The 11,816-nt window shown below is 69.5% G+C and carries 12 protein-coding genes; 6 read left to right on the top strand and 6 right to left on the bottom strand.

All coding sequences use genetic code 11. The annotated features are described in order from the left end of the window. Positions 1-24 precede the first annotated feature (24 nt). A complete protein-coding gene (locus E1181_RS19495) occupies positions 25-990 on the top strand; it encodes a TerC family protein (RefSeq protein ID WP_207922226.1) in 966 nt (321 codons plus the stop codon). A 69-nt stretch (positions 991-1,059) separates the two neighbouring features. Here the strand turns inward: E1181_RS19495 and E1181_RS19490 are convergent, their stop codons facing one another. Together E1181_RS19490 and E1181_RS19485 are read right to left on the bottom strand one after the other, a co-directional pair. Then, positions 1,060-1,716, bottom strand: coding sequence for an RES family NAD+ phosphorylase (locus tag E1181_RS19490; RefSeq protein ID WP_207922218.1), 657 nt, complete (start codon positions 1,714-1,716; stop codon positions 1,060-1,062). A gap of 35 nt (positions 1,717-1,751) precedes the next feature. Continuing rightward, positions 1,752-2,336: a DNA-binding protein gene (locus E1181_RS19485; protein ID WP_132676823.1), complete on the bottom strand. Its 585-nt coding sequence runs from the start codon at positions 2,334-2,336 to the stop codon at positions 1,752-1,754. A gap of 267 nt (positions 2,337-2,603) precedes the next feature. Here E1181_RS19485 and E1181_RS19480 point away from each other — a divergent pair, with 267 nt between their 5' ends. From E1181_RS19480 to E1181_RS19460, 5 genes are all read left to right on the top strand, one after another. Beyond that, positions 2,604-4,295, top strand: a complete 1,692-nt coding sequence (locus E1181_RS19480; protein ID WP_235876883.1) for a class I adenylate-forming enzyme family protein — start codon at positions 2,604-2,606, stop codon at positions 4,293-4,295. Continuing rightward, positions 4,292-5,044, top strand: a complete 753-nt coding sequence (locus tag E1181_RS19475) for an SDR family oxidoreductase (protein WP_132676821.1) — start codon at positions 4,292-4,294, stop codon at positions 5,042-5,044. Before E1181_RS19480 ends, E1181_RS19475 begins: the two co-directional genes overlap by 4 nt. A 1-nt stretch (position 5,045) precedes the next feature. Continuing rightward, on the top strand, positions 5,046-5,810 hold the full coding sequence (locus E1181_RS19470) for an SDR family oxidoreductase (protein ID WP_268952482.1): 765 nt from the start codon (positions 5,046-5,048) through the stop codon (positions 5,808-5,810). A 47-nt stretch (positions 5,811-5,857) separates the two neighbouring features. Then, positions 5,858-6,469: a TetR/AcrR family transcriptional regulator gene (locus E1181_RS19465; RefSeq protein ID WP_132676819.1), complete on the top strand. Its 612-nt coding sequence runs from the start codon at positions 5,858-5,860 to the stop codon at positions 6,467-6,469. A 98-nt stretch (positions 6,470-6,567) separates the two neighbouring features. Continuing rightward, a complete protein-coding gene (locus E1181_RS19460) occupies positions 6,568-8,118 on the top strand; it encodes an AbgT family transporter (protein WP_132676817.1) in 1,551 nt (516 codons plus the stop codon). A 61-nt stretch (positions 8,119-8,179) separates the two neighbouring features. On the opposite strand, the gene E1181_RS19455 is transcribed toward E1181_RS19460, so the two are convergent. Genes E1181_RS19455 through fabG form a run of 4 tightly spaced genes read right to left on the bottom strand, consistent with a single transcriptional unit; the run spans position 8,180 to position 11,662 of the window. Beyond that, on the bottom strand, positions 8,180-8,632 hold the full coding sequence (locus E1181_RS19455) for a MaoC family dehydratase (RefSeq protein ID WP_132676815.1): 453 nt from the start codon (positions 8,630-8,632) through the stop codon (positions 8,180-8,182). Beyond that, the gene (locus E1181_RS19450) at positions 8,629-9,726 is read right to left on the bottom strand and encodes an acyl-CoA dehydrogenase family protein (protein WP_132676813.1); all 1,098 of its coding nucleotides are present in this window, start codon (positions 9,724-9,726) and stop codon (positions 8,629-8,631) included. Before E1181_RS19450 ends, E1181_RS19455 begins: the two co-directional genes overlap by 4 nt. Then, positions 9,723-10,910: an acyl-CoA dehydrogenase family protein gene (locus E1181_RS19445; RefSeq protein ID WP_235876882.1), complete on the bottom strand. Its 1,188-nt coding sequence runs from the start codon at positions 10,908-10,910 to the stop codon at positions 9,723-9,725. The genes E1181_RS19450 and E1181_RS19445 overlap by 4 nt, the downstream gene beginning before the upstream one ends. Continuing rightward, a complete protein-coding gene (fabG, locus tag E1181_RS19440; protein ID WP_235876881.1) occupies positions 10,907-11,662 on the bottom strand; it encodes a 3-oxoacyl-ACP reductase FabG in 756 nt (251 codons plus the stop codon). Before fabG ends, E1181_RS19445 begins: the two co-directional genes overlap by 4 nt. Between the last annotated feature and the right edge of the window lie 154 nt (positions 11,663-11,816).

The raw sequence follows: 11,816 nt of genomic DNA, 5'->3' as shown, positions 1-11,816 counted from the left end.
GCGCAGCAGCCCGCAGTCGACACGATGCACGTGCACTGGTGGGTGTGGGCAGCGACCCTAGGCGGGCTCGCCCTGCTGTTGCTGCTCGACCTGGTGATCGTCGACCGCAAGCCCCACGAGGTGACCACCGCCGAAGCGGCGAAGTGGGTCACCTTCTACATCGGCTGCGCGATCCTGTTCGGCATCGGTGTGTGGATCTTCGGTGATCAGCACTTCGCCATCGAGTTCTTCACCGGTTACATCACCGAGTACTCGCTGAGCGTGGACAACCTGTTCATCTTCATGGTGATCATGTCCAGCTTCGCGGTGCCGTCGATCCACCAGCACAAGGTGCTGCTGATCGGCATCCTGCTCGCGCTGCTCATGCGCGGCATCTTCATCGCCGTCGGCGCTGCGCTGATCGCGCAGTTCGTCTGGGTGTTCTTCATCTTCGGCGCCTTCCTCATCTGGACCGCCTTCAGCATGGTCCGCAAGAAGGACGAGGAAGAGGAGTACAAGGAGAACGCGGTCGTCCGCTGGGTTCGCAAGATGTTCCCGGTGACCGACGACTACCACGAGGCCAAGTCGACGGTGAAGATCGACGGCAAGCGGTACCTGACGCCGATGTTCGTGGTCATCGTGGCCATCGGCAGTGCCGACCTGCTGTTCGCCGTGGACTCGATCCCGGCGATCTTCGGCATCACCCAGGACCCGTTCCTGGTGTTCACCGCCAACGCCTTCGCGCTGATGGGCCTGCGGCAGCTGTACTTCCTGCTCGGCGGCCTGGTGGACAAGCTGGTCTACCTGTCGGTCGGTCTGGCGGTCATCCTCGGCTTCATCGGCCTGAAGCTGATCCTGCACGCCTTCCACGAGTACCACCTGGTGCCGGAGTGGGCGGAGATCAACAACTGGATGTCGTTGAGCTTCATCGTGCTGACCCTCGCGATCACCACGTGGGCGAGCCTCGCCAAGTCCAAGCGGGACGCGGCGACCGAGGCCAGCCAGAGCTGACGCTCCGCGGCAAGACCAGGAGATCCCCTTCGGACACCGTCCGGAGGGGATCTTCTCGTGCGTGCCCCTTCAGTCCAGCAAGGTGTAGCTGAGCTCCTGGCAGACGCGTCCCAGCGGGACGTCGAGACCGGGGTGGCTCAGCGGGAGCAGGACGTCCGGGTTGTCCGGGAGCGCGGTGTCCGCGGGCGGGTCCCAGAGGCAGACCGAGGGCTTGCCGGAGTCCATCGCGGACCGGTACCAGAGGCCGTCGAGCTCCGGGTAGGACGCGCGGATCGCGCGGGCCCACGCCTGGGTGCGCGATTTCGGCCCGCTGCTGATGGCCTGCGAAGCGCCCGCCCTGGTGGGCCAGAGCCCGGTGAGGTCGAGCAGCCGCAGCGTTCGGCGTGGACGGAACAGCACCAGGTGCGGGCTGCGGGTGCGCCGGTCCACGGTGGACGTCGCCTGGTACACCTCCGCGATGCAGGTCTGCACCGACAGCGAGAAGTACAGGACGCCGTGCTCGCGCGTGATCGTCGGTCCGCCTTGGGAGTTCGGCAGGTGCGGGTCGAACCGCGCGTGCGGCAGCGGTCCGGCGTAGCGGAAGCTGTTCCACTGCTGCGGGTGGTTGCCGCCGGAGGTGAACACGCGCGCGAGCCTGGTGCCCGAGGGCACCGCGATCACGTCCTCTGTTCGGCGGAGGATCGCCTGCAGCGCTGCAGGAGCAGGCGGCTGGGGTAGCCGTGCCAATGTGTGGTCCCAGGTGGTGGTCGCGGTGGGGCTGGTCAGGCGGGGGTGCCGATGGCGGCGGCGAGCTCGGCGACCCGGTGCGGATCGCCGCCGGCCAGCAGCCACTCTCGCGGACTCACCGGTCTGTCGTGGATCTCCAGATCCTCCTGGGGGGTGGTCATGAAGTTCGCCAGCACGAGCGCGGGTTGGTCCGCGGGCATCCACGGGAGCACGACGTCCAGGCCGGGCAGCGCGTCGGAATCGGTGAACTGCCACGCGGGCAGGCGCCAGCCGCCGCGGTCCTTCCAGCCGATCAGGCGGCGCTCGCCGATGCGGTGGCGGACCCGGCTGGTGTCGACCCCGATCCGCGCGGCGGCCTGACCGACCGACAGCGCGGTGTCGCGCAGCACCGTCTGCTCGGCGACGGTGCGGGCCCGCGGGTCGACCTCGGTGTCGCCCAGCGGCGACAGGTCCAGCCCGGTGGCCGCGAGCGCGGCGCGCTCCGAGTCGGTGAAGTGCGCGGCTGGGTCGACCTGCGGCGAGGTGAGCTTCCTGGCTGCGTCCTCGACGAGGGTGAGGAATTCGTTGGCGGTGACCTTCAAACCGGCCCTGGCCAACACGGTCTCCAGCGCGGCTGACATATGCCGAGGATACCGCAGAGCGCACGAAATGCGTGCGCGAACGTGCGCGGACCCACCTGAACGTCACCGCGGGTGCAGCAGTTGTTGCGGATGGTGACGGTGTGGCTGCTCTGACCGGATTCCCCGGGCTGCGGCGTCCGTGTGCCGGATCGCCCGGCAGGAGGGGTCGGCGACTGCGAACTGTCGGCGGATCGCCTCTTGACGGGAGCGCCGAAGGATCGTTGACTGGCCGTACCGACTGGTCGGTCTCACAGTGGAGGTGGCGCGTTGGGCAGCGTGTACGACGAACGACCGTGGTTGGAGCTCTTCGACGACGATCTCCCCGCGCAGATCGAGCCCGAGCACGCCACGATGCTGGACCTGCTCGCCGACACGGTCCGGGACCACCCCGACGACGTCGCGCTCACCTACTTCGACGGGCGGCTGACCTTCGCCGAGCTCGACGAGCTCAGCGACGGGCTCGCCTGCCACCTCGTCGAACGCGGTGTCGCCCAGGGCGACCGGGTCGCCGTCTACCTGCAGAACGTGCCGCAGTTCGCCATCGCCGTGCTCGCCGGGTGGAAGGCCGGGGCCATCGTCGTCCCGCTCAACCCGATGTACCGGATGCACGAGCTCACCAAGATCCTCGGCGACTCCCGGCCGACCGCCGTGATCTCCTCCGAGCAGGGCTGGCACGACGTCGTCGGCGGAGTCGCGACCGCGCTGGAGATCGGCATCGCGGTCACCACCAGCGAACTGGACCTGCAGACCCGCGACGACCAGCGGCTGTTCGCCAAGTCGCAGCGTCAACCCGCCGAGGGCTGCGCCGACCTGCTGGCCGTCGCCCGCTCCTACGCCGGCAAGCGCCCGCCCGCGGTCTCGCCGTCCGCATCGGACATCGCGCTGCTGGTCTACACCTCGGGCACCAGCGGAGTCCCCAAGGGAGCCACCAATACCCACGGCAACGTCGTGTTCAACGCCGAGGGCACGGCGCTGCGGCTGAACGAGGACACCCCCGGCGGGATCTTCGCGCTCGCCCCGCTGTTCCACATCACCGGACTGGTCGTGCAGTTCGCCGCCGCCCTGGCGGCAGGCCGGCAGCTCGACCTGGCCTACCGGTTCGAACCCGGTGTCGTGCTCGACGCTCTCGCCGAGCACGCGCCCGCGTTCATGGTCGGTCCGTCCACGGCCTACATGGCGCTGATGAACCACCCCGAGGTCTCGCCGGAGCACTTCGCCTCGCTGAAGATGGTCCACTCCGGCGGAGCACCGCTGCCTTCGGCGGTCGTCGAGGCGTTCCGCGAGCGCTTCGGGCTCTACATCCGCAACGGCTACGGCCTCACCGAGACCACGGCCACCGCCACCTCCGTGCCGCTGGGCAAGGAAGCGCCGGTCGACGCCGCGTCCGGGACGCTCGCGGTCGGCGTGCCCACGTACAACACCGTGCTGCGGGTGGTCGACGAGGACGGATCCGACCTGCCCGTCGGCGAGGTCGGTGAGATCGTCATCGAGGGCCCGATGGTGGTCCCGGCCTACTGGAACAAGCCCGAGGAGACCGCGGCGAGCATCCGGGACGGCCGGCTGCACACCGGCGACGTCGGGTTCATGGACGAGCAGGGCTGGTTCTACGTCGTGGACCGGAAGAAGGACATGATCAACGCCTCCGGCTTCAAGGTGTGGCCGCGCGAGGTCGAGGACGTCCTCTACGGACACCCGGCCGTGCGGGAAGCCGCCGTCGTCGGCGTTCCCGACGCCTACCGCGGCGAGACCGTCAAGGCGTTCATCAGCCTTGCCCGCGGCAGCACCGCCACCGGCGAGGAGCTCGTCGAGCACTGCAAGCGGCAGCTGGCCGCCTACAAGTACCCCCGGAGCGTCGAAATCCTCGACGAACTCCCGAAAACCGCAACCGGGAAGATCCTGCGCCGGCAACTGCGCGACACGGCGCGCGCGGGCGAGCAACACGGAAGGAACGAACAGTGAGCAAGCGTTTCGACGGTCGAGTGGCGATCGTGACCGGAGCCAGCCGCGGAATCGGGCTGGCCATCGCCGAACGCCTGGTCGCCGAAGGTGCCAAGGTCACCATCACCGCGCGCAAGCCCGAACCGCTGGCCGAAGCCGTCGAGAGCCTCGGCAAGGACAACGCGCTGGGCATCGCGGGCAAGGCCGACGACCTGGAGCACCAGGCCGAGGCCGTGGCCAAGACCGCGGAGGCCTTCGGCCGGGTGGACCTGCTGGTCAACAACACCGGCATCAACCCCGCCTACGGCCCGATGATCGACCTCGACCACGGCGTCGCGCAGAAGACCTTCCAGGTCAACGTGCTCGCCGCGCTGTCGTGGACCCAGCAGGTCTTCCGCGCCGGAATGGGCGAGCACGGCGGATCGGTGCTCAACGTGTCCTCGGTGGCCGGTCTCAACCCCGCGCCCGGGATCGGGTTCTACGGCGCCACCAAGGCGATGCTGGCGCACATGACCCAGGAGCTGGCCGTGGAGCTCGCGCCGAAGGTGCGCGTCAACGCGATCGCGCCGGCCGTGGTCAAGACCAAGTTCGCCACCGCGCTCTACGCCGACAACGAGGCCGAGGTCGCCGCCGGATACCCGTTGGGGCGCTTGGGAATCCCGTCGGACATCTCCGGTGCGGCGGCGTTCCTGCTCTCCGACGAGGCGTCCTGGATCACCGGTCAGATCCTCGTGCTCGACGGCGGTTCGACCCTGAAGGGCGGTATGTGACGTGCAGTTCGCCGATTCGGTCGTGATCATCACCGGTGCCGGCAACGGCATCGGTGCCGCGATGGCCCGCAAGTTCGCCGCGCTCGGCGCGAGAACGGTTCTCGGTGACCTCGATTCGGACGCCGTCCGCGCGGTCGCGGACGAGGTCGGCGGCATCGCCGTGCCCGGTGACGCCGCCAGCGAGCAGGGCGTGGCCGAGCTCGTCGACGCCGCGATGGGAGAGCACGGCCGGATCGACGTGTTCTGCGCCAACGCCGGCATCGGCCGCAACGGCGGGCCGGAGGCCGACGAGGACGCCTGGGCCGCCTCGTGGGAGGTCAACGTGATGTCCCACGTGCGCGCGGCCCGCGCGGTGCTGCCGCACTGGCTGGAACGCGGCGAGGGCCACTTCCTCGGTACCGCCTCGGCCGCCGGGCTGCTCACGATGCTCGGGTCCGCGCCGTACTCGGTGACCAAGCACGCCGCGGTCGCCTTCGCCGAGTACCTCAACATCACCTACGCGGACAAGGGCGTCACGGCGCAGGCGCTGTGCCCGCAAGGCGTGCGCACCCAGCTGCTGGAGGCCAGCGGCGAGACCGGGCGGATCCTCATGGGTGCCACCGCCATCGAGGCCACCGACGTCGCTGAGATGGTGGCCGAGAAGCTGGGCGGCGAGGAGTTCCTGATCCTGCCGCACCCGGAGGTCGCCGATTACTACGCGTTGCGGGCGGGCCAGCCGGAGCGCTGGCAGGCGGGCATGCGCAAGCTGCAGCGAAAGGTCGAGTAGCGGCCCGACTAGGCTTGCCCGAGGGCATCGACAAGGGGAGGAACGAGATGGCGCGGTCGGCCAACGCACGCACGGGCACGGAGGCGGGCACCGAGCCGGTTCCGCAACGATTGCTGGCCGTAGCCACCCGGCTGTTCGCCGAGCAGGGCTTCGAAGCCACCTCGGTGCAGCAGATCGTCGATGCCGCGGGCGTCACCAAGGGCGCGATGTACCACTACTTCGGCTCCAAGGACGACCTGCTCTACGAGATCTACGCCAGGGTGCTGCGCGATCAGCAGGCGCGGCTGGAGAGCGCGGCCGAAAGCGACTCGCCGGTCAAGGAGCGGTTGCACGCCGCGGCTTCGGACGTCGTGGCCACCACGACGGCCAACCTGGAAGACACGATCATCTTCTTCCGGTCGATGCACCTGCTGCACGCCGACAAGCAGGCCGAGGTGCGCGCCGAGCGCCGCCGCTACCACGAGCGCGTGCGCGGCCTGATCGAAGAGGGCCAGAAGACCGGGGTGTTCCGCACCGACAAGTCCGCGGACCTGGTGGTGGACTTCTTCTTCGGCGCGGTGCACCACCTCGGCACCTGGTTCCACGAGGACGGCAAGCTCACCGGTCAGGAGGTCGGCGAGCACTTCGCCGACCTCCTGCTGGACTCGCTGAGACCGTAGTTTTTCGGTCGTGTTTCGTTCCGCCCCCGGGGCTTGTGACCCGGCGGTGCGGAGGGGTTGGCTGACGCCGGCATGTCGTGAGGCCGACGGGAGTGACCTTGACCGAGACCGAAGCGCGCTCACCGCGCCTGGACCGCGTGCTCAACCTGATCGAGCGGATCGGCAACAAGCTCCCCGACCCGTTCATCCTCTTCGGATTGCTGTTTCTGCTGGTCGCGGTGGTGTCCACGGCGATATCGGCGTTCGGCGTCTCGGTGACCATCCCGGGTTCCGACGAGGCGACGCCGATCCGCGGCGCCTTCACCGGCGACGGCCTGGAGTTCCTGTTCACGACGATGGCGGAGAACTTCATCGGGTTCCCGCCGCTGGAAACCGTCGTCACGATCATGCTCGCGGTCGGCCTGGCCGAGCGCACCGGCATGCTGACCGCCCTGATCAGGTCGTCCTTCGGCAACGCCCGGCGCTCGGTCCTGCCGTACGCGGTGGGCCTGGTCGGGGTCAGCGCGAGCGTGATGGCCGACTCCTCGATGATCATCATCCCGCCGCTGGCGGCGCTGGTGTTCAAGGCCGCCGGTCGTCACCCGGTCGCCGGTCTGCTGGGCGGGTTCGCCGCCACCGGCGCCGGGTACTCGACGTCGATCGTGGTCACGAGCCTGGACGCGCTGTTCTCCGGGATCAGCAACAAGGTCGCCGAGACGCTGCCGAACCCGGGCACGCTGGTCACACCGGTGTCGAACTACTACTTCAACGCCGTCTCGGCGGTGCTGCTCGGGCTGCTCGCCGGGTTCCTCATCGACCGGCTCATCGAACCGCGCTTGATCCGCAACGGCGTCCCCCGCGAGGTCGCCGACGGCGAGGCGTCCGACCTCAAGGTCGCGCTGGAACCCGCCGAGCGCCGGGGCTTGCGGTGGGCCGGGGTGTCGTTCCTGGTCGCGACCGCGCTGGTGCTGGTGCTGGTGCTCTGGCCGAACTCGCCGCTGGCCAACGCCGAAGGCGGGTTCCTGCCGGACTCGCCGCTGATGGACTCGGTGACGACGCTGATCTTCCTCGGCTTCGCCGTCCCGGCGATCGCCTACGGCGCCAAGGCCGGGTCCATCACCCGGGCCGCCGACGTGCCGCGGCTGATGGCGCTCGCGCTGCGCGACCTGACCGGGTTCCTGGTGCTGGCGTTCATGCTCGGGCAGTTCATCGCGCTGTTCAACTGGACGAAACTCGGTTCGCTGGTGGCGGTCTCGGGTGCCGACCTGCTGCAGTCGATGCACCTGGACGGGTATCCGGCGTTCCTCGGGTTCATGCTGCTGGCCTCGCTGCTGAACCTGTTCATCATCTCCGGGTCGAGCCTGTGGACGCTGATGGCGGCGGTGTTCGTGCCGATGTTCGCGCTGCTGGGGTTCGAACCCGGCTTCGCCCAGGCGGCGTTCCGCGTCGGCGACTCGGCCACGCAGATCATGACGCCGCTGAACCCGTACATGATCATCATCCTGGGGTACCTGCGCCGCTACGAACCGAGCGCGGGCATCGGCACCCTGGTCGCCCGCATGGTGCCGTTCGTCGTCCCGTTCTGGCTGCTGTGGGCGCTGGTCATGACGGTCTTCTACTTCGCCGACATCCCCCTGGGCCCCGGCATGGACATCCACATCCAGCCGTGAGACCGAAACGAGAAGTGGGGAGGTTTCCGCGGAAACCTCCCCACATTCGCCAGAACCGCCGCTAGAGCAGGACGCGGGAGAGGAACTCCGCGACGCAGGCGGGCTTGTCGGCGCCCTCGATCTCCACCGTCGCCTTGACCGCCAGCTGGAGGCCGCCCTCGATCTCGGTGGCGCTGATCAGCTCGGTCGTCGCGCGCACCCGCGCGCCGACCGGGACGGGGGAGGGGAACCGGACCTTGTTCAGGCCGTAGTTGATGCCCATCTTGACGTTGTCGACCCGGAAGGTCTCCGAGTTCAGCTTCGGCAGCAGGCTCAGCGTCAGGAAGCCGTGCGCGATCGGCGTGCCGAACGGCCCCTGCTTCGCCTTCTCGACGTCGACGTGGATCCACTGGTGGTCGTGGGTCGCGTCGGCGAAGGTGTTGACCTGCTCCTGCGTGATGGTCAGCCACTCGCTGGTGCCCAGCTGCTCGCCCTGGGCGGCGAGGATCTCTTCCTTGCTGGTGAAAACCTTCATGCGCTTCCTCCGGGAAGGTCGACGAGTTCGGCGATGCGGGCCCGGTGGGCCTCGGCGATGCCGAAGGTGAGCTGGGAGCTCTTCGCGCGCCCCAGGTACAGGTGCGCGGGGTGCTCCCAGGTCATGCCGATGCCGCCGTGCAGCTGGAGGTGCTCCTCCGCCGCGTGGACCACCAGGTCGGAGACGTAGGCCTGCGCCATCGCCACCGCCAGCTCCTCATCGGCGCCCGCGGCCAGCGCGTCGGAGGCGTTGCGGGACACCGCGCGCGCCATGCTGATCTTGGTCCACAGGTCGGCCAGCCGGTGCTTGATCGCCTGGAAGGAACCGATCTGCCTGCCGAACTGGTAGCGGGTCTTGCCGTACTCCACGGTGGTGTCCAGGCAGTGCTGCGCGAGCCCGACCTGCTCGGCCGCCAGCATCCCCGCGGCCGTGAGCAGCGCGTGGCGCAGGACCCGCTCCGCCTCCGCGCCGGAGGCGATGCGCTCGCCCGCGGTGCCGTCGAGGACGAGCGTGCCGAAGCGGCGAGTCAGGTCCAGCGGCGTCGCCGACGTGCGCGTCGCCGCCGAGGTCTCCACCAGGTACAGCGCCGAACCGTCGGTGTCGACGGCCGGAACCACCGCGTAGTCGGCCACCTCCAGGTCCACCACGGCCGACACCGTGCCGGTCAGCGCCGAGTCCTCGGCCTTCACCGACTGCGGGAACGTCGCGTGCGGAACGGTCGTCAGCCCGACCGCGAGGGTGCCCACCTTCGAACCGTCCACCAGCTGCGGCAGCGCGGTCCGCTCCGCGCAGCCCGCCAGCGCCGCGGTGGCCAGCACGGTGCTCAGGAAGGGCACCGGAGCGACCGCGCGGCCGATCTCCTCGGCCACCACCGACAGCTCCCGAGCCGTGGCGCCGGAACCGCCGAGCTCGTCGGGCACCAGCAGTCCCGCCAGGCCCATCTCACCGGCCAGCGACCGCCACAGGTCCAGGTCGTAGGGCTCGTCGGTCTCGACGCGGGCCAGGACGGCCGTCCAGTCGCAGCGGTCCCGCAGCACTCGGCGCACGCCGGAGCGCAGGTCCTCCTCGACCTCGGTGTAGAGCAGGTCCGTCATCGCGGCAGCTCCTTCCACGGCTTGTCCTTGTCGGTGCGAATCTCCGGCGGCAGCCCGAGGATCCGCTCGGCGATGACGTTGCGCAGGATCTCGGTCGTGCCGCCCTCGATCGTGTTGCCCTTGGCCCGCAGGTAGCGGAAACCGGGCCCGCGCTTGGTGAAGTCGGTGAACTCCGGCTGGCGGAACGTCCAGTCGTCGTACTCCAAGCCCTCCTCGCCCAGCAGCTCCAGCTGGTAGCCGGTGAGGCGCTGGTTGAGCTCAGCGAAGGCCGACTTGATCGCCGAACCCTCCGGTCCCGGCTCGCCGACGGCCATCTGCTGCCGCAGGCGGATGCTGGCCAGCCGCAGCGCCTCGGCCTCCACCCACAGCTCCAACAGCCGGTCGTGCAGGCCCGGCGTGCGCTTCTCCGGGTGGCTCCGCCACTGATCGGCGGCGGCACCGATCAGGCCGCTCTCGCGCGGGGGCGTGCGGCCGCCGATGGCGACGCGCTCGTTCATCAGCGTGCCCAGCGCCACCGACCAGCCCTGCCCGACCTCGCCGAGCCGCTGCGAGTCGGGGATGCGCACACCGGTCAGGAAGACCTCGTTGAACTCGGCCTCGCCGGTGATCTGCCGCAGCGGGCGGACTTCCACGCCCGGCGCGGTCATGTCGCAGATGAAGTAGGTCAGGCCCTTGTGCTTGGGCTGGTCCGGATCGGAGCGGGTCACCAGGATCGCCCACCGGGCCTGGTGCGCCAGCGACGTCCACACCTTCTGCCCGTCGACGACCCACTCGTCACCGTCGCGCACGGCCCTGGTGGACAGCGCCGCGAGGTCCGAGCCTGCGCCCGGTTCGCTGAAGAGCTGGCACCAGATCTCCTCGCCGGTCCACAGCGGACGGAGGAAGCGCTTGCGCTGCTCGTCGTCGCCGAAGCGCAGGATCGTCGGGGCCGCCATGCCCAGGCCGATGACGTTCATGTGCGGTTCGTTGTCCGGTGCGCCCGCCTCGGCGAAGGCGGCGTCGACGTCGGCCTGCAGCTCGCGGGCCGCGCCCAGACCGCCCAACCCCTCCGGGAAGTGCACCCACGCCAGCCCGGCGTCGAACCGGGCGCGCAGGAACTCCAGCCGGTCGGTGCTTTTCGGGTCGTGCGCGGCCAGGAACTCCTGGACCCGGCCGCGCAGCTCGGTGGCGTCCACGGTGCTCACGCCTTCGGTCCGCCGGCCACGTAGATGACCTGGCCGGAGACGAAGCCGGAACGCTCGTCGGCGAAGAACGAGACGGTGTTGGCGATGTCCTCGGGCTTGCCCGCCCGCGCGACCGGGATCTGCGAGATCGCGGCGGTGGTGAAGTCCTCGAAGGACATGCCGACGCGCTCGGCCGTCGCCTTGGTCATGTCGGTGGCGATGAAGCCCGGGGCGATCGCGTTCGCGGTGATGCCGAACTTGCCCAGCTCGATCGCCAGCGTCTTGGTCAGGCCCTGCAGACCGGCCTTGGCCGTGGAGTAGTTGGCCTGTCCGCGGTTGCCCAGCGCCGAGGTCGACGACAGGTTCACGATCCGGCCCCACTTGGCCTCGACCATGTGCTTCTGCACCGCCCGGGCCATCAGGAACGAGCCGCGCAGGTGCACGTTCATCACGGTGTCCCAGTCGTCCTCGGACATCTTGAACAGCATGTTGTCGCGCAGCACGCCCGCGTTGTTGACCAGCACGGTCGGTGCGCCCAGCTCGGCGGCGACCCGGTCGACGGCGGCCTGCACCTGCTCGGCGTCGGCGACGTTGGCCCCGATCGCCAGCGCCTTGCCGCCACCCGCCTCGATCGCCGAAACGGTGTCACCGCAGGCCTTCTCGTCGAGGTCGATGACGCCGACGGCGAACCCGTCTTCGGCCAGCCTCTTCGCGGTGGCGGCGCCGATCCCGCGAGCGGCACCGGTGACGATCGCGACACGACTCTCAACCATGGACAACTCCTCGCTGCTCTGTGCGTTTCCAACCCCCCGCCGAACCCCCGGACTTCCACTGAACTCCGGTACCGGATTTCCACTGAAATCGGGTACCCGGTTTCCGCTGAAGTCGGGTGGCGGATTTCCACTGAAATCCGGTGGGGTCGTGGGG

The sequence above is a fragment of the Saccharopolyspora terrae genome (genome assembly GCF_004348435.1).
Lineage (GTDB): Bacteria > Actinomycetota > Actinomycetes > Mycobacteriales > Pseudonocardiaceae > Saccharopolyspora > Saccharopolyspora endophytica.
The sequence above is the reverse complement of the archived record's forward strand: the minus strand, read 5'-3'. Positions and strand labels throughout refer to the sequence as shown.